This window comes from Photobacterium salinisoli (assembly GCF_003614885.1).
In the GTDB taxonomy this organism is placed as follows: Bacteria; Pseudomonadota; Gammaproteobacteria; order Enterobacterales; family Vibrionaceae; genus Photobacterium; species Photobacterium salinisoli.
Genome location: NZ_QZMS01000011.1, coordinates 1 through 16,733, shown reverse-complemented (window position 1 = coordinate 16,733; position 16,733 = coordinate 1). Strand labels below are relative to the sequence as shown.

32 protein-coding genes are annotated in these 16,733 nt (G+C 47.4%); 12 read left to right on the top strand and 20 right to left on the bottom strand.

Going from position 1 to position 16,733, the window contains the following annotated elements:
- Positions 1-2: 2 nt before the first annotated feature.
- The 10 genes from D6M16_RS11185 (at position 3) to D6M16_RS11145 (ending at position 3,634) form a co-directional block, all read left to right on the top strand.
- On the top strand, positions 3-488 hold the full coding sequence (locus tag D6M16_RS11185) for a hypothetical protein (protein ID WP_120511997.1): 486 nt from the start codon (positions 3-5) through the stop codon (positions 486-488).
- The gene (locus D6M16_RS11180) at positions 489-1,016 is read left to right on the top strand and encodes a hypothetical protein (RefSeq protein ID WP_120511996.1); all 528 of its coding nucleotides are present in this window, start codon (positions 489-491) and stop codon (positions 1,014-1,016) included. It begins immediately after the preceding gene.
- Positions 1,016-1,456 carry a hypothetical protein gene (locus D6M16_RS11175; protein ID WP_120511995.1) on the top strand — a complete coding sequence of 147 codons (441 nt, stop codon included), beginning with the start codon at positions 1,016-1,018 and terminating at the stop codon, positions 1,454-1,456. The genes D6M16_RS11180 and D6M16_RS11175 overlap by 1 nt, the downstream gene beginning before the upstream one ends.
- Positions 1,457-1,458: 2 nt before the next feature.
- Complete coding sequence (locus D6M16_RS11170) at positions 1,459-1,761, top strand: hypothetical protein (RefSeq protein ID WP_120511994.1); 303 nt, start codon at positions 1,459-1,461, stop codon at positions 1,759-1,761.
- Complete coding sequence (locus tag D6M16_RS11165) at positions 1,754-2,152, top strand: structural protein (RefSeq protein ID WP_205576877.1); 399 nt, start codon at positions 1,754-1,756, stop codon at positions 2,150-2,152. The genes D6M16_RS11170 and D6M16_RS11165 overlap by 8 nt, the downstream gene beginning before the upstream one ends.
- Positions 2,130-2,495, top strand: coding sequence for a hypothetical protein (locus tag D6M16_RS11160; protein WP_120511992.1), 366 nt, complete (start codon positions 2,130-2,132; stop codon positions 2,493-2,495). The genes D6M16_RS11165 and D6M16_RS11160 overlap by 23 nt, the downstream gene beginning before the upstream one ends.
- Positions 2,492-2,689: a hypothetical protein gene (locus D6M16_RS11155; RefSeq protein WP_338048219.1), complete on the top strand. Its 198-nt coding sequence runs from the start codon at positions 2,492-2,494 to the stop codon at positions 2,687-2,689. The genes D6M16_RS11160 and D6M16_RS11155 overlap by 4 nt, the downstream gene beginning before the upstream one ends.
- Positions 2,690-2,820: 131 nt before the next feature.
- On the top strand, positions 2,821-2,964 hold the full coding sequence (locus tag D6M16_RS22225) for a hypothetical protein (RefSeq protein WP_162940992.1): 144 nt from the start codon (positions 2,821-2,823) through the stop codon (positions 2,962-2,964).
- A 222-nt stretch (positions 2,965-3,186) separates the two neighbouring features.
- The gene (locus D6M16_RS11150; RefSeq protein WP_205576876.1) at positions 3,187-3,369 is read left to right on the top strand and encodes a hypothetical protein; all 183 of its coding nucleotides are present in this window, start codon (positions 3,187-3,189) and stop codon (positions 3,367-3,369) included.
- A gap of 10 nt (positions 3,370-3,379) precedes the next feature.
- Complete coding sequence (locus D6M16_RS11145) at positions 3,380-3,634, top strand: hypothetical protein (protein ID WP_120511991.1); 255 nt, start codon at positions 3,380-3,382, stop codon at positions 3,632-3,634.
- 42 nt (positions 3,635-3,676) lie between these two features.
- On the opposite strand, the gene D6M16_RS11140 is transcribed toward D6M16_RS11145, so the two are convergent.
- A complete protein-coding gene (locus D6M16_RS11140; protein WP_120511990.1) occupies positions 3,677-4,129 on the bottom strand; it encodes a phage protein in 453 nt (150 codons plus the stop codon).
- A gap of 482 nt (positions 4,130-4,611) precedes the next feature.
- Here D6M16_RS11140 and D6M16_RS11135 point away from each other — a divergent pair, with 482 nt between their 5' ends.
- Positions 4,612-4,998 carry a DUF3653 domain-containing protein gene (locus D6M16_RS11135; protein ID WP_120511989.1) on the top strand — a complete coding sequence of 129 codons (387 nt, stop codon included), beginning with the start codon at positions 4,612-4,614 and terminating at the stop codon, positions 4,996-4,998.
- Between the two features lie 31 nt (positions 4,999-5,029).
- Here D6M16_RS11135 and D6M16_RS11130 read toward each other — a convergent pair whose 3' ends face one another.
- The 19 genes from D6M16_RS11130 to D6M16_RS11045 form a co-directional block, all read right to left on the bottom strand.
- The gene (locus tag D6M16_RS11130; protein WP_120511988.1) at positions 5,030-5,974 is read right to left on the bottom strand and encodes a hypothetical protein; all 945 of its coding nucleotides are present in this window, start codon (positions 5,972-5,974) and stop codon (positions 5,030-5,032) included.
- 341 nt (positions 5,975-6,315) lie between these two features.
- Positions 6,316-6,465, bottom strand: a complete 150-nt coding sequence (locus D6M16_RS22220) for a hypothetical protein (RefSeq protein WP_162940991.1) — start codon at positions 6,463-6,465, stop codon at positions 6,316-6,318.
- 132 nt (positions 6,466-6,597) lie between these two features.
- Complete coding sequence (locus D6M16_RS11125) at positions 6,598-6,810, bottom strand: hypothetical protein (RefSeq protein ID WP_120511987.1); 213 nt, start codon at positions 6,808-6,810, stop codon at positions 6,598-6,600.
- Positions 6,811-6,904: 94 nt separating this feature from the next.
- A complete protein-coding gene (locus D6M16_RS11120; protein WP_120513127.1) occupies positions 6,905-7,300 on the bottom strand; it encodes a virion protein in 396 nt (131 codons plus the stop codon).
- An 83-nt stretch (positions 7,301-7,383) separates the two neighbouring features.
- Positions 7,384-8,109: a hypothetical protein gene (locus tag D6M16_RS11115; protein WP_162940990.1), complete on the bottom strand. Its 726-nt coding sequence runs from the start codon at positions 8,107-8,109 to the stop codon at positions 7,384-7,386.
- A complete protein-coding gene (locus D6M16_RS11110) occupies positions 8,097-8,747 on the bottom strand; it encodes a hypothetical protein (protein ID WP_120511985.1) in 651 nt (216 codons plus the stop codon). The genes D6M16_RS11115 and D6M16_RS11110 overlap by 13 nt, the downstream gene beginning before the upstream one ends.
- Positions 8,744-9,544 (bottom strand): hypothetical protein, encoded by an 801-nt coding sequence (locus tag D6M16_RS11105; protein WP_120511984.1) that lies wholly within the window; start codon positions 9,542-9,544, stop codon positions 8,744-8,746. Before D6M16_RS11105 ends, D6M16_RS11110 begins: the two co-directional genes overlap by 4 nt.
- Positions 9,545-9,546: 2 nt before the next feature.
- Positions 9,547-10,071, bottom strand: coding sequence for a chemotaxis protein (locus D6M16_RS11100; RefSeq protein WP_120511983.1), 525 nt, complete (start codon positions 10,069-10,071; stop codon positions 9,547-9,549).
- A gap of 2 nt (positions 10,072-10,073) precedes the next feature.
- Positions 10,074-10,487, bottom strand: a complete 414-nt coding sequence (locus D6M16_RS11095; RefSeq protein ID WP_120511982.1) for a DNAase — start codon at positions 10,485-10,487, stop codon at positions 10,074-10,076.
- A 202-nt stretch (positions 10,488-10,689) separates the two neighbouring features.
- Positions 10,690-10,845, bottom strand: coding sequence for a hypothetical protein (locus tag D6M16_RS22215; RefSeq protein WP_162940989.1), 156 nt, complete (start codon positions 10,843-10,845; stop codon positions 10,690-10,692).
- A gap of 1 nt (position 10,846) precedes the next feature.
- On the bottom strand, positions 10,847-11,134 hold the full coding sequence (locus tag D6M16_RS11085) for a hypothetical protein (RefSeq protein WP_120511980.1): 288 nt from the start codon (positions 11,132-11,134) through the stop codon (positions 10,847-10,849).
- 13 nt (positions 11,135-11,147) lie between these two features.
- On the bottom strand, positions 11,148-12,005 hold the full coding sequence (locus tag D6M16_RS11080; protein WP_120511979.1) for a major capsid protein P2: 858 nt from the start codon (positions 12,003-12,005) through the stop codon (positions 11,148-11,150).
- A 292-nt stretch (positions 12,006-12,297) separates the two neighbouring features.
- Positions 12,298-12,957 (bottom strand): ATP-binding protein, encoded by a 660-nt coding sequence (locus tag D6M16_RS11075; protein ID WP_120511978.1) that lies wholly within the window; start codon positions 12,955-12,957, stop codon positions 12,298-12,300.
- Positions 12,958-13,037: 80 nt separating this feature from the next.
- Positions 13,038-13,511 (bottom strand): hypothetical protein, encoded by a 474-nt coding sequence (locus tag D6M16_RS11070; RefSeq protein ID WP_120511977.1) that lies wholly within the window; start codon positions 13,509-13,511, stop codon positions 13,038-13,040.
- The gene (locus tag D6M16_RS11065) at positions 13,508-13,930 is read right to left on the bottom strand and encodes a hypothetical protein (protein ID WP_120511976.1); all 423 of its coding nucleotides are present in this window, start codon (positions 13,928-13,930) and stop codon (positions 13,508-13,510) included. The genes D6M16_RS11070 and D6M16_RS11065 overlap by 4 nt, the downstream gene beginning before the upstream one ends.
- Positions 13,927-14,154, bottom strand: a complete 228-nt coding sequence (locus D6M16_RS11060; RefSeq protein ID WP_120511975.1) for a hypothetical protein — start codon at positions 14,152-14,154, stop codon at positions 13,927-13,929. The genes D6M16_RS11065 and D6M16_RS11060 overlap by 4 nt, the downstream gene beginning before the upstream one ends.
- 102 nt (positions 14,155-14,256) lie before the next feature.
- Positions 14,257-14,469 carry a hypothetical protein gene (locus tag D6M16_RS11055; protein ID WP_120511974.1) on the bottom strand — a complete coding sequence of 71 codons (213 nt, stop codon included), beginning with the start codon at positions 14,467-14,469 and terminating at the stop codon, positions 14,257-14,259.
- A 583-nt stretch (positions 14,470-15,052) separates the two neighbouring features.
- On the bottom strand, positions 15,053-15,670 hold the full coding sequence (locus D6M16_RS11050; protein ID WP_120511973.1) for a hypothetical protein: 618 nt from the start codon (positions 15,668-15,670) through the stop codon (positions 15,053-15,055).
- Complete coding sequence (locus D6M16_RS11045) at positions 15,671-16,045, bottom strand: hypothetical protein (RefSeq protein ID WP_120511972.1); 375 nt, start codon at positions 16,043-16,045, stop codon at positions 15,671-15,673. It abuts the gene before it with no gap.
- A gap of 226 nt (positions 16,046-16,271) precedes the next feature.
- Between D6M16_RS11045 and D6M16_RS11040 the strand changes: the two genes are divergently transcribed.
- A complete protein-coding gene (locus D6M16_RS11040; protein WP_120511971.1) occupies positions 16,272-16,532 on the top strand; it encodes a helix-turn-helix domain-containing protein in 261 nt (86 codons plus the stop codon).
- The last annotated feature ends 201 nt before the right edge of the window (positions 16,533-16,733 follow it).

The following is a 16,733-nucleotide window of genomic DNA, read 5'->3' as shown; positions in this document are numbered from 1 at the left end:
CCATGGGTTTATTCGGTGGCTCACGTAGTACCAATCAGACCGTCACAACCAATGACATTAACAATGCCAATACTAACGCTGATGACAACCAAGGGAACATCATCAGCGGCCTGAAAAACTCCAATGTCACGATCACGGATAACGGTGCGGTTAGCGCGGCTTTATCTGGGATGCAAAGCACCACAAACAGCGCATTAGAGCGTATGGCCGGGCTTGGGGAAACGGCACTCAGTGAAATGTCATGGTTTGGGTCAGAGGCCATTCAGGCCAATGAAAATGTGTCAAAAATGGCAATTGAGAACAGCGGTGACCTTGTCACAAAAGCTTTGTCTGCGTCTGAACGTTCAACGTCCGGGGCGCTGGATGTGGCCCGTGCCATGACCGGGGCAACCAGTTCTATGAGCATGGAAAACATGACCAAGTATTACGCACTGGCCGCCGTGGGTGTCGCCGTTGCAATTGCCATTTACGCAAAGAAGGGGCGCTAAATGTCAGTGACCAAAATCAATGTCAATAGCGCCACGAAACCCGTTGCGGTGACCGGGCGTTTTTTCAAGGTACTTAGCGCATCTGAAAGCATTCAGGTTCGTTTTGAGTTTGAAGAGGGCGACGATTCAACCATCACGCTTTATCAGGGCTTAGGGGTCGAATACCCGACGAAATACCGCCGGGTGTGGGTCGAGTCTGATACTGCTCAAGATATCGTGATCTGGGCAGGTCTTGGCAAGATGACCGATGACCGCAGCCAGACGAGTTTGGTTGGTTGCAGTGCTTTGTTGAATCATCAAGCCAACCTGACAGCGAATGTCGTCGCTGAAGTGGCCCCGTTACGTCTGGGCCGTCGCAGTCTGCTGATTCAGGTTGATCAACCGACTTATATCGGTGGGGCCAATCTGGACACCACAAACGGGATTCTTGTAGATGGGCCGGGCGAGATTGAGATCAGCACTCAGGCCGCTGTGTTTGCGCTGTGTGCGACTGACAGCACTGTGCGGTGTATGTCGGAGGTGAACTGATGCCCCGCGTTTATACACGGCAATGGAAGCCGGGAGATTTACGGATCCACCCTGGCACCTTGGATGATATCCCGCTCGGCTGGGAACTGGCCGAAGACATGATTGACCGGGCCGTTGTCGGTGCGGGCGGGCAATACGCCAAAGGACAAAATTTCGGGGGTGACTCATTTCGCCCGACAAAGCCTGCCGTAACTGTCCAAAACCACACGCTGACACAATCTCAAATGCCAGCGCACAACCATAACGGGCAGGCGCTCGTCTGGCGCGGTACTGCTGATGCAAAAATTTCGTTTAAAGACTACGAATGGCGTCAGGAAAACGCCGCGACATCCAGCGCAGGCTCGAACGGTTCTCATGCTCACGGGGTGAGTGTGGGTGAGGTAGGTGAGGTGGATACAAGGCAGCTCTCCATTGCCGTGATCTGGATAAGGAAACTTTAAACATGAAAATTGCAGCTGTGACCTATGACCAAGTCATTGTTGTTGATGGTGTTCCTGCCTTCATGGCGGAAATTGGCGGCTTTGAAATGACGAACGGCGAATGGGCTGTTCATTTCAATGATGCGATCGGGATTGGTGAAATTGAGTATACCGACGCCCGATCAAACGCAACGCTTTCACCGGAAGGCTTTCAGGCGTCTTACGCTTGGCTGATTACAGAACATCAAAGGTATCTCGACCATGTGGAACAACAAAACGTTGCTAATGGTGGGAGTGGTGATACTGGCGGGGGTGACGATGTATAAGGCTCAAACTCCGCGCGGTATTCGAAATAACAATCCGGGGAACATCGAAGACAACGGTACACAGTGGCGTGGCCGTGTCGGTGACGATGGCCGTTTTGTGATTTTCGATACTCCTGAAAATGGGATCCGGGCGCTGGCACGGACCCTGAAAACCTACCGGAACAAATACGGCCTGATGACGGTTCGCGGCATCATCAATCGCTGGGCACCGCCTGTCGAAAATGACACCGCGTCCTATGTCAATCACGTGTCGAACTCGCTGGGCGTCACGCCGGACACGGCCCTGTCTGAATCTCAGGCCATGGCTATAGTCCCGGTGATTATCCGCCACGAAAACGGCCAGCAACCCTACAGCGTCGAGGTGTTGAATGCGGGTATCAGCGCAGCTTAACCAATGGTTATTGACCGTGGCCGCCGGGGTAGCGGTCTGGTATGTCACCCAGCGGCTACTGAACGGTGTAGCCGCGCAAGCCACCAAGCCCGCAGGGGAAGCCCTGAGCGACCTGTTTGCCAAGCTCAACGGCTGGCAGCCTGTCGAACTGACCCCGTTGCAAATCCGGGATTTCTACCTGACTGACGATTTCAGGCTAACCCCGGAAGCAGAGCGCGTGTTATGGGGCGTAGGTGACTATCAGACCGCCCTCTATGAGCTGTTCGGCAGCCGGGGCGGCCAGTTAAAAACACAGTACCGGGCTCTGATTAATGTGCCCATTACCAAGGAGCAATTACAGTGATTAAATTCAATCAATCATCAACGTGGCGCGGTCTGGCGCTTGTCGGTTCAACTATTGCGGCTGTCTTTGGCTACGGCCATCTGTTCAGCGCGGAAGTCTCTGACGCTGGCGTACAACTGGGCGGAGTGATTGGCATGGCGGTGCCGTTTGTGGTCGGTGCCTATGACGCTATCCGGGATGAACTGAAGGCGTAAACCATGGAAGTGATAGAGCTATTCAAAACACTCACAGCGATGGGCCTCAGTCCCACAGCGGGCGTATTACTGGCCCTGTTGTGGAAGATTGAACGGCGTATCACTGTGTTGGAAATACGGACGCAATCACTATGAGCATTCCGACCAACTTCGGGGTGACGGTGGATACACCGGAGCCCGTCACCATCAAAATAGATGTATCAGAGCGCGCAATGATCATGACCGGATTTGTGGTTGTGGTCGCTGCTCTGGTGATTAAGAAAATTAAGGGGTAAACATGGCAAAGGGTATTAATTCACGCACAGGAAAATTAAAAAAAGGGTATAGATATAAAAAGGGAGGGAAGGTAATAAAAACCAAATAAGGAAAGATTTATCAACATAAAATGTCAAATTATTAACATTATTTGGTGGTAACTTCTTTTTTCTTTGCGCTTGCTTGATTGAGTATTTTTTGACCTCATATTTATTGTGTCCATCAACGTAAAGGTGATTACTATGAGCAGTAAGAAACCCGGTGAAATAGCTGATAAATCAGGTCAATATGAAATTGTTGGTCCAAGAGGTGGGAAAACTGGTCAAGAACGAACAATAGTTAAGGGAGAGCCTCTACCACCAACTCCAGAGAAGGGACAGAAATACGAACTTGTAGATCCTACTAAACACAAGAAGCGGAAATAAGGACTTTGACATGCGTAAGAGTGATTTTATCAGAAACAATATTGAAATTATCAACAAAGAGTATGAATCGACATTAAACATTCTTGTTGAAAAGCTTGAAAGTCACGGATATGTCAATGAACCTTTAAGCTATCCTAATACTCCAACCGGTGTGATTCTAGAAGTTAGCGAACGTATTAAAGATACTCTTACTCAAAATGGGTGGGTTGTTGAATGCAGTTTTGGTGGAGGAATGAATAATAAATTACACTTCATAATTGCATAGGTCCTTACAGCTTGGGAGTTTTCACTTCCAAGCTCTTCCATTTCATGTTTTTATTTTCTTTCTTAGCGATTTTTTTTTGTCTTTTGTTAATGTATCGCATTGTTTGTTTTGGATTCGACGACCACCACGGAATGGCATCGGAGTGACAACATGTGTTCTAACGGGCACATAGTCAAGCTCATACATCCGCTTCAGGGCGTGATAGCGATCATATATCACAGCCCATGAATCTAATTCTTTCGGGCTAAATCGTCTGCCTTCAGGGGTGATAATCACCGCATTTTCCTCATCGACACGAAAACCACGCCACCGAATATCATCAGGCAAATATCCGCGTGCACGGATTATTAGAAGCTTTTCAGCCATAGGATTCACGTCAACGGATCCAGATAACCATCGTTTAACTGTGATCGGCCGAACGTGAAAGTATTCGGCTGCAGGCTTGATATCATCAAAAACCTGCCAGAAAAGAGTCACAAAGGCTTTGTGCAGCATGGGTCAGTCTCACATTTTCTGAAGCGATTCGAATGAAATTTCCTATCAATTCCATCAAAACAAAAGATTAGTCCGATTGATCTCAAAAAAGCAGAAATGTCTAAATTTCTTGGCGGCGCAATTAAATGACAAAAGAAAGTCCATTTCTAGAGTAAAATCCAGAATGAAAGTTTGTAAGTTTTTGATGTAAAAAGACAAAAAAGTCACAGCAAGATAGTAAAACTTTAGAATTGGGCATGGGCAAAAATGGTCAAATTGAATGTTAATAAAACACCGCTCAGTGCGCATAACATAGATTATGTTAAATGACTATGTAATTGATAAATATCACAAAAGAGAGAAATATCAACAGAGAAAAGCCTATCAGGCAATCACATGTGACAGCTTACCTCAGATTTTTGGGGGCTTTGGGCGTAACTAAGCGCTCTAGCCCTCGAAATCATCATTTTTCATTTTTTGGTGATTTTTTTGAGGTACATCACATGTCGAAACGCCTACGGGACATTCAATTTCAGGACGAATTGTATTCATGCGGTTACATCCAACGGCAACTGAACGACATCTTTTTATACGAGTTTGATTCACCACAAGAGGCGGCTAGCTACTTAGGCTGTTCAGTTTCGTCTATTTATCGCTATATGGCCAACCATTCATGGCCTGTTGCTCAAGCACGCCTGTTACTTTTGAAGCACAGAGGTTTTGTGCCTTCATCAAAACCTTGGCAAGGTTTTCAAATCCGTGGAGAACGGTTGATAACTCCAACAGGTCGAGAGTTTACAGCAAGGGATCTAACTATACCGAAGATAGTCGAAAGTAATGATAATTGGCGATTAATTATGAAGAATCAGAAAAGGTTGAAACGTTCTTAAAAAAAAGGCCGGGGTTCACCCGGCTTTAAATTTATCCAGTATATAAATCATGCCCCCTCGGGTATGTTGAAAAAGTGGCATAAAAAACTTCATTTATATCTTTGGCCCATTTCTTATATCTATCCATTTTAATATGGCCTTTGTAACTTTTATAAGTGGTTATCAAGGAGGAATACATTATATAAGCATTATACTCATGAGGACTCCCATCCATAATGGTGAAAGGGTATCCATTATCGTAAAATTTAAGGTTTGATTCATAATTTATATTGATGTCGAAGTGAAACTCTAATTTGACAAATTCATTTTCAATTATGAGACCATCCTTAGAATTATTAACTTTCGTTTGAGGAGGTAAGAATATACCATTACTAAGAGACAAAGATACTAGTTTACTTTCCGGATAGTTAAGCCCACACACTTCAAGCAATTGAGATGAAGATATATATGTATCTTTACCTGCATGTTGAGGGTCTATTCTAAAACTTTTACCGCCACCTTGTCTTAATGGGTTATCTTGAGCGTCCCAATCCGGAAAGTTATGTATCAAATCACCTATTAATATAGTTTTAGCCACATCACAAACTTTATCAAATAAAACATTTCTTCCTTCATAATCAAGATTTTTGACCAAGGATGAATCTTGTATTCCGTAATATTGAGTTAAGTCCTCTCTGTTATAGACATCAAACCTGTGATTAAATCGAGGGGCACGAACCTTGAGATCATGAACAGATATTCCATCACCTTTATGTATGATATAGCTAGTTACTTTACTTTCGTTCACACTCTTATCACTTTTTAAAGAAAAGAATAGAGCCACTGAAAATGCAACAGATGCGGCTATTAACGCAAAATAAGCAATAACCACATCTTTTAATAATACATTTTTCCAAACAACATTAATTCCAATAAGTGCCACGATTATAAACAATGCCAATATAGGCGCATAGAACGAAAAGTTACCCATTTTCATCAACCTATCCCTGCTTAAATAAAAACCATAAAAGTCAATTACATATGTAAATCACGATGCTTTAAAAGTAATCTTACAACCCTACTCTCTGTCTTAGTAAACAGTTTGAGCTGTTACTTACTATACACGAGTATTTTACTGTAACTAATGTACTACAACTTTAGCGTGGCAATCAGTTTTAATAAAATATATTTAAAAGTTTTGTGACACAAAAAAGCCCCTAAATCCGGGGCTTCAATTTAACCATAACGCTGATTTACCATAAAATAGGTAATTAGCACTTGTATTTTAACCGTCTGCTGCAAATTATCAGTTTGCCTTGAGATTCAAATTCAAGTGAATTACCCGTGGCGCTTACGAGCGCCTTTTTTGCCTGCGGCGCTGAGTTTCTTACGCATGGAAGACGCAAAGCGTTTGTCATTCTTCCATTTGCGTTTAGTCGCGTTGCCGCCTTTGCGTCCGGCCTGTTTAACGGTCATTGATTTAGCCATAGGATTTGCTCTTGATCTCGAGAACCGTTACCCGTCGCTCAATCTTCCAGATGAGATAAACCAGCACGCCTAATGTCGGACTGAGGCCCATCTCATTCATTTTGACGAATAGGTTAACCAACTCCATAGCCGTTAATCCTGAAACTCACGGCGCACTGTTTCCCATAGACCAAGCACAACCGGTACAACCGCGCCAATAATACCACCGTACTGAACACCCTCAGCGGTTACGCTGGCCGTAATCAATTCGGGATGCCCTAACGCCAGTGCTGCACCAGCACCAAGCAGCGCGATCCCTTTTTTCGTTGATGGCTCTGCCAGACGTTCTTTAATCCATTTTTCCATTAGAGTAGCTCCAGTTTTTTCAGATATTTAACGGCATACGCCGCCAGAATTGTGCCTGCAACAGTCAGCGCGACACGCTTAACATCATCGCGGGTCATGCCAGCATCACCCCTTCACGGACTTCTGCGTCTGTGTATTGGTGCCCTACTTCCTTACGGGCCATGGCGCGCAGCAGTCGTGTTACCTGGTTCACGTCGTACACATCAATCAGACTGTCAGGCGCAAAGCCTGTCCACTGGCTAACGTGCTCAATGTAAAGCGCGGTGTTGTTCTCATTTGCTGGCGCAAACGTGCTGATAATGTCATTCAGCCTGACAATTCCGCGCCGTTGATAGCTGCGCAGAACGCGAGCACCGGCACGGAACCCGTAAGCCGGATTACTGAAGATCGCAAAGCGGCCGTCTGAGCCTGTCTGGCCTTTCCAGTCGTTGGCTTTGTTGTATTCGATATTCAGCGGGTTGTTGTTTCGGATACCACGAGGTACAAACATGTCTGTTATCTCCTTTTTTTTCCAAACACCGACGGCCCCTACAACCAGCAAAGCCGCGCCTGCAATCAGTAGAGACCGCCCCGTCATGCGATCACCGTTACTTTTCCGTGCACCTGTAATTTAACGTCACCACTGATGTTGATAGCGTTCAGTGTGCCGCCAGTTTTACTTTTTCGGTTCAGCTTTAAACTCAGCGCCGTCCCTGCTGGTACCATGTGATATTGGATATCGCCGACCATGCTCACAGGGGTCTGCATGGCGTTAACCATTTCTTCGGTAATGGTTTGTGACGTCACCAATTTTTCAGTATTTCCGCTGTAGTTTACGGCGTCGTTTTTACCGAGAAGCGTTGCACTGAAATGATCAACAAAGCCCGCTTGATTACCCACTGGAATATCTGATTTACTGATATTCAAATTCACATCAAATTGAGATGAGATCAGATAGTAAACAAACCCAGGTTTTCGATTAGCCCATACTGGATACGTCCAGTTATTAGCGATGTAATCCACCATTTCTGGCGGTGCAGCAGGCAGAATAAATTGATTGTTTTCCGCATCGGCAAACTGATTATCAACACCCAAATGTGCCCAGTCTGATTCCTGCAGCGACAATACGATTTGTCCCGTATTCAAGTTACTGACCAGGTAAATTTTCAAACCGTTTTGTGAATTGATTTGCTCATATTGAATGTTTTCCAGCAGTGGATTAAACGCCAATCCATCTACTGAACGGGCTATGTGCTCAATTTTCTGCCGTGTACTGCCCGTAGGCAGTGATTTCAATACACTCATGTTTACCAGCTCCATTCCGCATATGATGGATGTTTATAAACAGCATTAACATTCATCGTGACGTGATATTTCACAGTGTCTGACATTGAGTAGTTCCCTGATTTACCTGCCAGGCCCAAACCGATCGTATAACTACGAGGCAGACAACGGCGGAACCGGACATTCATACCGCATTCGTTCCCATTGAGGCCAACTGGCAATGTGTCTGTGCCATACAACGAACCGTCGGGCCGGTAATAGTTCACCGCAATAACAGCCGTTGTATTGCTGTACCCCGCAGTGCTGTAAAACGAAATGTTGACCTCAAGGGACACGTCCATGTGCGTCACTTCAGAAAATACGCCATCAGGTAACATCAGAAAGTCGTACTTCCCGCTCATTCCGCTACCTTCCAGGAGCTTGGCGAATGGCGAATCAAACGGTGATAACGGTCCGACTGCCTCATATGGACACAGATCACGGCGGTATGTCTGAGCATTGGAAACCAAACCAGGCGCACCGCCAGAATCCTTCAGAACACAACCAGTTCCGACCAAGGGATGCCCTGGCAACAATGACATATGAGTGGCGGGTAAACGTTTATCCATTTCATCCGCAATGAACTCAATTTTCTGTCGGGTGCTGCCCGTAGGCAGTGATTTCAATACACTCACGCCAGCACCTCCATAACATTGATTGTTTCGCTGTCAGAACCAGTGAAAGACAGTGCGCCGGTGATCGCGAATTCTTCGCGCTCCCCTGGTTTCAGCGGGAAAACACCACCAATCAACACAGGCTGTGTGTTGCTATCAGCTGCACGAACAATTACACGCATTCGTGACGCATTCGCAGGCAACTCAGCAGCACCGGTTGTAATGGTGAGAGTTGATGTGACGACCGACGAGGCCAATACAGCCCGCGTATTGATTTGTTGATCTGCTGCAACTTGAACGGCTGGCAACTGACTCACAGCAATCTGCTGGTCAGGCGCAACCTGGACGGCTGGCAGCTGACTCACTGCAATCTGTTGGTCAGGCGCAACTTGAACGGCTGGCAGCTGGCTCACGGCAACCTGCTGGTTAGCTGCAAGCTGTACGTCAGGCATCTGACTCACCGCGACTTGTTGATTTGCCGCAATCTCAACAGCAGGCAATGAACTCACAGCAACCTGCTGGCCCTCAGCAATGACCACTGGAGGCGCTTCCGTGACTTTAACTTTCTGCCCGTCTGCAGGCGGGGTGTAACGGCCAAAACCTGAGACCAGGGATATCTGGCCATCGAGATCACTCCAGTTCTCAACCGTGACCGTTCCAATCAGTTTGTCACTCTGAACCTGGGCACCAACATTGAGGATGTAATAGCCGTTCTCTGTTGAAATACGCACAGGGCCAGGGGCGCTTGCGATGAACACGAAGTCACCTAGTGTCTGATATTGGCGTTCTGCCCGGGCGGGCATAAATTGACGAAACATGATCATTTACCCCGCATCAAAAACACTAAGAACAACATGCCAACACCAGCCACAGACGCGACAACCGCAACGGTTTTCATGTCGCCTGCAACTTCTGTTTGGCCCCCATCGGCTTTGAGTTTTGCCAGCTCAATCATGGTGTTCAGGTTCTGCGTGTTCTGCTGTGCCTGATTACCAGCCAGACCAGCCAACATCTGCATGTTTTCACCGTTGGATTCAGCCAGTGTATTCATGGCCGTTTTAGCGATATCCGTATTCGCCTCTAATGCGGTTTCGCCAAAGTCCAAAGACCGGTCGAGCGCCTTATCACCAAAATCAAATGCTCTGTCTGTGGTTTTGGTATTATTGGCCAGCGCTGACATGGCCAGCTCACTCGCCGCCTCTACCGCACCGTGGTCAGTCATGGTCGCGTTAATGGTTGAGCCATTGACACCCGAGATTGCGATCCCCAGGTTGTCACCCTGAATCGCATTCTGGCCGCTGACGTTGGTTGTTGATTGATTGGATTTAGATTTAGAACCACCCACGGTTACACCTCCAGTCTGTGCCAGGTAACAAACCCGCCACTATCCAAAAACTCACGGCGGGTCGTTACCGCTCCGAGTCGTTGACGATACAAGCGGGCCGCAGAACGGGAGCCAGTGGCACAGGTAATGGAATCCAGCCCGATTTCTTTCACTCGCAGTGCCAGCTCTTCAATACCGGCTTTCAGCCCTTTACCCGCAACCGCCCAGATGAAATATTCAGGCCCGTCAATCTCGCCAGCCAGAGACAAATCAACACCCTCAGCTTTCAGGTGATACAGGCTGATATCACCAGACTGGATGCCTTGAACCATTTCGTTATATTGCTGCTCACGGTCATCGATGGCCGCAAAAGCGGCACGCAGCCGCTCTAAATGCTCAGCAACAGACGGGTTATCAGCATGAATGACATTAAACATACGTCTCCCCCCTATTTGCTGGTTAGCCAGTACAACGTGCCGCCTGCCAGGAGCAGCACAACCCACCACGGCACACCACCATTGCCAAACGAGATGTTACCCGTGCGGAATGTGCCGTTCTGGTAGCCCGAGGCGTTAGACGGCCCTGCGCTGAGGTCAATTGGCATTTGACCTGTGTTTGAAATGCCAGGGATTTGCGGGATCATTTACCACCTCCCGCAAAGAACCGTGTCCAGACGAACCACGCCACAACCAGCGCAACAGCCCAAATCACGGCATCGCCTACTGAGCTGCCTGTAAAAAATCCGCCGATGAATCCGGCAATGGCCCCCACTACCGGATATAACAAAATAGGCATATCAACGCCTCCCCATGACGGCAACCAGCCCAATCAGCAACACAGCAGCGATACCGCCGCCAATCATCAGAGTCTTGTTATCAACAACAAAGCCTTGTGACTGTGTTGGTATGGGCTGGCCGCCTGGCTGCTGCGCTGCATCGGTTTTAGGTCGGTTTGAGGCAGGGTCAGCGGATTTAACGCGATCAACCTCTGAGTCAACCACTGCATCGAAAATCTGACCTGCTCCACTGCTCACCGAATCCCACACACCACCCAGCGATTCACCGAAGTTATCCCAAAGTGACATTGTCACCCCCTTATCAGGCTGCTACCTGAGACGGAAACGGCTTCACCTGCTCTACGAACTCAATCAGAACAGGAATACTGCCAGGGGCAGACTTATCCAGCTCAAATTGCAGTTGTGAACGTGCGGCCGTATTCAGCACACCTTCCGCGCCGAATCCGTAACGGATGAAGTTGAGTGATAACCAGCCGGGAATGGGATCCTTTTTGGCAACCAGTAAGTCAAAGTCGTTATCTGCGCGGCGGACATTCAGCTCTTCCACGTTGTCACGAATGACGCGAACACGGTCAATGCTGTCCGTTGGATCGCTCATATGGATGCGGCGAATGTTGATGAACGGGGAGCGTTCAGGGTAATCAAACGGCGTACGACCAGCTGCAGCAGCATGCCAGGTCAACTGCTTGATACGAGGCATGTAAAAGCGCTCTGATTGTGCCGGCAGAACATGCGCACGAGCACGAATAGTTGGAATGGTTGGCGCTGAGGCTGACGGGGTTTCTTTCAGCTGGATATAGACAAACCAGATTTCACCAGGCAGCGTCACCAGGTCAGACATACGTACACCCGCTTTGGTGCGCAGGGTCGCATCACCAAACGAGATCACGTAACGGCCGTCTTGAACGTAGTTCTTACGGTGCAGTTGCATCATTTCCAGCGCTTCACCGGAACAGCTAATGATCGGGCTACCGTTCAGGGTCACTTCAACGCGTTCAATATCTGCAGGGTTGGTGATATTGGTCACCAGTTCGATATCGTGATAGGTAGGGCCGGACACGATACGCAGGGAACAACGGTTTCCCCAGTTCACACCTTCAACCGGATCCAATTCTTTTGGACGCGGTGCGAAGATGGTATTCATCAGGTTAGTTTCCATAATTTCTTCTCTCTGATTTACCAAAGGACAGTCAACCGAACGGTTAACCGATCGCGTTTTCTACCGCGTCAACATTGTTCGACGCCCAGACCACACCCGCAGCAACCATAAGCGCGATTACCGCAGTTACCAGGTAACCTTTATTTTTTGCATTCATGACCAATCTCCATTAGAAATAAAAAAACCGACTGATATCGGTTATCAAGTCGGCTCTTATTACAGAACAAAGATTTGGTTAGATACCTAACGCTATTGTGAATCGGGTTTACAATAAATTTGACTTGGTTCAAATTTACCAGCGTATTTTGCCTTTTTTATATGTCCTTCCGTCTTGTAATAAATAATCCAATGGCTCCAGATTGTTTATCTCCTTTGCCGATATTCCGGTCATATTTTCTAAATACTGCGCACTGGCATTTGTTTTTTGCATCATGACACATGCAAAACGACAGTTATCAATAATGGTTTTACTGACCTCCTGGCCTCGCTGAAACAGATTAATGGTGTGCAAGTTGAACTTACGACCAACCCGCAAAATTTTGCCATGGTAACCAACGGCTTTACCTGCCCCTAACGAGTGTTCCGCCACCTCTTCACAGATAATTTTTAACGGTTTTGGGTGTTTGCCATCGCCTACAGCCCAGACAACACGGCAGAACTGGTCAAAATCATCTGCAGACGTTTCGTGCCTGGGCTGCCAGGCAATTTTGAAACCCTGACGGGTTTTGCGGCCAGCCAGCAATGCAGCGGCAAAGTCCTTGAGCTTGGAGTATGATCGGACTTTTCGGCCTGCCAGCATGCCTGAGTAATCCCCAACGGGATCAAATATCGCGACCTGGTCAGTCGCTTTCACGAAGAGCTTTTTAGCTGCACTGGTTTTACCGCTGCCGGGCATGCCGACAGCAAAAGTATGATGGTTCTTTAGTTCGTTATTTGGGTTAATAGGTTGCATTTATCATTCCCTTTATTTGGTTTGAATTGGGAAAAATAAAAGCCGCTCTTGTGAACGGCTTAATAAAATGAAATGGGTAGTTAAGCTGCTTCGCTTTTTTCCGTATCTGTTTCGGGTTTATCCGATTTGTCTTTTTCCACATCTTCCGCTTTCAATGCCTTAATCTGGCGCCAGGACATAAACCCAAGCGCGCCAGCAGCTGCAGCAAAACCAATTTCTTCCTTGTACTCTTTTAGCCAGGGCGGAAGCTCGCCACCATATTTCATCATCAGCGGTGCGGCTTTCTTGCCGAACTTCTCGGCCAGTTCTTCATTGAAATGGAAATCAGGGTGAACCATTTCCTGCAGGAACAGTTCACCGACACCCAACCACATCACAGCTTCAGCGGCGGCGAACTCCAGCATCATTGCATCAGATACCGATTCATCTGCAGTGATACCGGACGGGTCGAAATCCTGATCATCACCCAAGGAACCCAGCAGCGCCTTTTCGTCGGCCTCGCTATGAGTTTCAACCCCTAATAGTTCGCCTTCATGCTCTAATACATCACTCACAGTGCAGCCCTCGCCGTTTTTATTGCATAGCCTAAAAGCAACCCTAAAACCGCTCCCACGCCAACGCACGCCGTCTCGCTCATTGACTTTGGTTCCGGTTCATTTTTGGGAATTACTTCCCCTTCGATGGGCTTTGGTTTGGTTTCCGGTTCGATCAACGATTCAGGTTCGGATGGGGTTAGATTGGGTTCGTCTTTTGGCTCAGATACCGTATTCATTGCCAATAATTGCGCCTGAACCTCTTCCAGAGGCAAATGCGCTTTCATTTCGACCTGTGCTGCCGTCCCTGTACGCATATCCGGCCCACATGAGCATCGACCATGCACAAACCGAGAACGCTTGCCCGTACCTTGTTTGATGGCCTTAGGTTCTTTGCAGGTCTGGCATACGATGTAACCTAAAACATTCGGATCACTCATTGGCATTCTCCAACAATCTGGTCGTATCGCTCTAAAAAAACGCGAAATTCATCAATGGCATGTTCCCAATCTTCAGCAGGCAGTGACGCAGCATGTTGAATACTGGTGATATTAGGACGACCAATTGTGTTGTATTTGCCCGAGTAAATATCTTCGAAAACATCCTTTGCCATCACAGCAATAACTTTCAGACGATTTTCAGGGGTCACAATTTCAATGCTCATTCCGCCCCCTTAAAAATAAAACCTGAAATAATGCTGCCGCAAAACGAACCGAAGAATGCAGCGATAAGAACTACATCCCGAAAGTCATTTGTTAGCCAAGATTCAAGCATTGGTGCCCCCGGCCTGGCCGGATAACACCGTCAGCAGTTGCAACTGGTTGGTATGCTGGAGTTCTGCCAGCTCTAATAAGCTTTCGAATGTTTTGATGAAGGGTCTTGCGGCGAGTTTCTTTGCATGACGCTGGCACTCTCCCTGCAGGAAAGAAAGGTGCTCGCTCTGAAGTTTTAAATTTTCTGATATAACTTTGTTGTCCATAAACGCTCCTGAAAGGCTCATAACGTTTTGGACACGTCCAGTGGACATACTAGTCAGATTTTCATTAATATCAACCCTGTTGCTTACAGGCTGAGAAATTAGCCCTATTTCGAATCGCCCTTCGCTTTCTGTCAAGCCGGAGCGAAGCGACCCTCTCCACTGAGCCCGCCAAAAGCTCAGGCTACGCTGTCGAATGACAAAAGAGACGCATCAAGTGCCCCGAGGCGCCAGCTCGCTTGCGAGCATGAAGCGCCGTTGCCTCATTTATCCCCGTTATTGCGGGGATAAGGTTATAAGTTTCTTATTGTCCTTAACATCATCGTTCTAGTCGAAGACTATGAAGTCCAGATACTAGGCCGGACAACTAGTAGTAAGAACTAGGAGTAGTAAAAAATCACAACACACAGGCTTATCCACAGATTGTGTGATTAATGAGCAGCTTAGCCAGGAAATGGATCGCGATTCGGATCCGTTTTGGATCTGGATTATTCATACATCCGTTTTAATTGTGACGTATCTCACACACCATTTAACAGGCACAACAAAAAAAGCCCCAGTTAAGGGGCATAAAGCAAAGGCCAGGTTAAATGGGTATGGGGTCTGTGTGGGCGTGCTGCTGCGCCTGTGCCGCTTCCTTGCGGCGACGGCGTAACAGCGTAATTGGGGTTTGAATGTACTTGACCGGACGGCCCAGGCGACGAGCATAGCGTTTCAGCCAGTCTTTAGCGGCCTTCTTGGCCTCCTCGTACTGCTCATTAATGCTCATGTCTTTGAAATACTGCTCTGTAACGCGCTTGATGGATGCCAGGCCGCGCCATTTTTCCTGGTTATCTTTACCTGTGTACTTCTCGCGGGGCTGGACTGATGTTACCCAGCCCTTTTTCTTGGCGTAATTCACGCATTGCTTTACACGCCACACAGGAAGATCTGCATCTTCAGCAATCTGTGCCCAGGAACGCAAGGCAAAGCCGTCTTTCGTGGCAACACCGACCTTGCGTGTGCGCATGCACATTTCGTTGACCAGAACGGTCATGACTTTGCAGATATCAGAGACAAAGCTTTTGCGCATGCCCCGCCCGTTTGACGTTAGAAACGCGATCGAACTGGACGGCATCTTTGCGACCTTTTCCAGAATAACAGCGTTCAACCGCGCCAACGGGCGGTCTTTACGCTGCTTTTGGGTCAGGTCGTACATGCTCATTTAGAGAAATGCCTCATCATCACGCTGAGCGAGTGCAGTTTCTGGCATCATGCCTTTCACGGCTATGTCATTATACAGACGCAATGCTGCCCTTAATTTCAGATGCATTTCCTCAAACAATACTGAATAGCGTTGGTTGCGGTTGGCCTCTGCTGCAGCATCATAAAACCGTGCCTTTTTGTATGGCATAGAATTGATCATTCGATGTACTGAAGTTTTAATTGCGTCAGACTGTCGAGAGTCTTCACCGAGGTATTCAAGAGGTTTATAAAGGGTACGAATATCCCGGTAAGCTTCAATGAAGGCAAGCCGTGATTGACACGGCTCACATTTCGGGAATTTTGTTTTTGCAGGTGTTTTTATTGATTCTGGCATAGCGCTAGTCCTGTAGTTGTTAGCCCGTGTTGCCCGTCTCTGGGACGGCGCTCACTTACAGAGCACGGTAACGACTGGACGTGTCCTAAAACTACCGCGTTGCAATCTCTGTAAGCGAGCGAACAACGGAAGTGACTATAAAACCAGACACACATACTACGCAATTGAGAATTGCTATGGTGCACCCTGCAGTCACCTGGTTTATGCTTGGCTCAGGAGGTGGAAAATGATTACTACACTGCAACTTTTAGAAGAGCTAAAGCGCGTAAGGCTGCTTCAAAGCGACTATGCTGTTGCAAAATATCTGGGTATTACTCATCAGGCCGTTTCTAGATGGAGAAATGGAAAGCCAATGGGTGAAGATTTGGCAGAAAAGATTGCTTTTGACTTAGAGCTAGACCTGGATATTGTCATGCTGTCTAACATGGCAGAACGTCGTAAGCACAAGCGCGAAGAATTCAAAAAAAGCAGCTCAGACGCCGCCTGACCCTCTCAATATGAGAATTCACTAATACTATCTAAGCCCCTGTTATATGGGGCTTTTTGTCATTTTCTGAAACTTCGGAGTCCATAGATTATGTTAAATAAAGGGCAGCGAGGATTATATGTAGAGCTCTTCTGCTCTCTTCTCTATGGTTACCTGGCTGGCAAAGCGCGTCATTTAACCATAACGCTGATTTACCATAAA

Bases quoted from the DNA above. Each gene is read 5' to 3' on its own strand.
- D6M16_RS11135 (WP_120511989.1), top strand. From the start codon at position 4,612: ATGTCGAAACGCCTACGGGACATTCAATTTCAGGACGAATTGTATTCA.
- D6M16_RS22215 (WP_162940989.1), bottom strand. From the start codon at position 10,845: ATGCCTATTTTGTTATATCCGGTAGTGGGGGCCATTGCCGGATTCATC.
- D6M16_RS11105 (WP_120511984.1), bottom strand. From the start codon at position 9,544: ATGTTTCGTCAATTTATGCCCGCCCGGGCAGAACGCCAATATCAGACA.
- D6M16_RS11095 (WP_120511982.1), bottom strand. From the start codon at position 10,487: ATGTTTAATGTCATTCATGCTGATAACCCGTCTGTTGCTGAGCATTTA.
- D6M16_RS11085 (WP_120511980.1), bottom strand. From the start codon at position 11,134: ATGTCACTTTGGGATAACTTCGGTGAATCGCTGGGTGGTGTGTGGGAT.
- D6M16_RS11080 (WP_120511979.1), bottom strand. From the start codon at position 12,005: ATGGAAACTAACCTGATGAATACCATCTTCGCACCGCGTCCAAAAGAA.
- D6M16_RS11185 (WP_120511997.1), top strand. From the start codon at position 3: ATGGGTTTATTCGGTGGCTCACGTAGTACCAATCAGACCGTCACAACC.
- D6M16_RS11115 (WP_162940990.1), bottom strand. From the start codon at position 8,109: ATGGAGCTGGTAAACATGAGTGTATTGAAATCACTGCCTACGGGCAGT.
- D6M16_RS11065 (WP_120511976.1), bottom strand. From the start codon at position 13,930: ATGAGTGATCCGAATGTTTTAGGTTACATCGTATGCCAGACCTGCAAA.
- D6M16_RS11145 (WP_120511991.1), top strand. From the start codon at position 3,380: ATGCGTAAGAGTGATTTTATCAGAAACAATATTGAAATTATCAACAAA.
- D6M16_RS22220 (WP_162940991.1), bottom strand. From the start codon at position 6,465: ATGGCTAAATCAATGACCGTTAAACAGGCCGGACGCAAAGGCGGCAAC.
- D6M16_RS11120 (WP_120513127.1), bottom strand. From the start codon at position 7,300: ATGTTTGTACCTCGTGGTATCCGAAACAACAACCCGCTGAATATCGAA.
- D6M16_RS22225 (WP_162940992.1), top strand. From the start codon at position 2,821: ATGAGCATTCCGACCAACTTCGGGGTGACGGTGGATACACCGGAGCCC.
- D6M16_RS11160 (WP_120511992.1), top strand. From the start codon at position 2,130: ATGCGGGTATCAGCGCAGCTTAACCAATGGTTATTGACCGTGGCCGCC.
- D6M16_RS11075 (WP_120511978.1), bottom strand. From the start codon at position 12,957: ATGCAACCTATTAACCCAAATAACGAACTAAAGAACCATCATACTTTT.
- D6M16_RS11040 (WP_120511971.1), top strand. From the start codon at position 16,272: ATGATTACTACACTGCAACTTTTAGAAGAGCTAAAGCGCGTAAGGCTG.
- D6M16_RS11050 (WP_120511973.1), bottom strand. From the start codon at position 15,670: ATGAGCATGTACGACCTGACCCAAAAGCAGCGTAAAGACCGCCCGTTG.
- D6M16_RS11175 (WP_120511995.1), top strand. From the start codon at position 1,016: ATGCCCCGCGTTTATACACGGCAATGGAAGCCGGGAGATTTACGGATC.
- D6M16_RS11130 (WP_120511988.1), bottom strand. From the start codon at position 5,974: ATGAAAATGGGTAACTTTTCGTTCTATGCGCCTATATTGGCATTGTTT.
- D6M16_RS11180 (WP_120511996.1), top strand. From the start codon at position 489: ATGTCAGTGACCAAAATCAATGTCAATAGCGCCACGAAACCCGTTGCG.
- D6M16_RS11125 (WP_120511987.1), bottom strand. From the start codon at position 6,810: ATGGAAAAATGGATTAAAGAACGTCTGGCAGAGCCATCAACGAAAAAA.
- D6M16_RS11165 (WP_205576877.1), top strand. From the start codon at position 1,754: ATGTATAAGGCTCAAACTCCGCGCGGTATTCGAAATAACAATCCGGGG.
- D6M16_RS11170 (WP_120511994.1), top strand. From the start codon at position 1,459: ATGAAAATTGCAGCTGTGACCTATGACCAAGTCATTGTTGTTGATGGT.
- D6M16_RS11045 (WP_120511972.1), bottom strand. From the start codon at position 16,045: ATGCCAGAATCAATAAAAACACCTGCAAAAACAAAATTCCCGAAATGT.
- D6M16_RS11060 (WP_120511975.1), bottom strand. From the start codon at position 14,154: ATGAGCATTGAAATTGTGACCCCTGAAAATCGTCTGAAAGTTATTGCT.
- D6M16_RS11150 (WP_205576876.1), top strand. From the start codon at position 3,187: ATGAGCAGTAAGAAACCCGGTGAAATAGCTGATAAATCAGGTCAATAT.
- D6M16_RS11055 (WP_120511974.1), bottom strand. From the start codon at position 14,469: ATGGACAACAAAGTTATATCAGAAAATTTAAAACTTCAGAGCGAGCAC.
- D6M16_RS11140 (WP_120511990.1), bottom strand. From the start codon at position 4,129: ATGCTGCACAAAGCCTTTGTGACTCTTTTCTGGCAGGTTTTTGATGAT.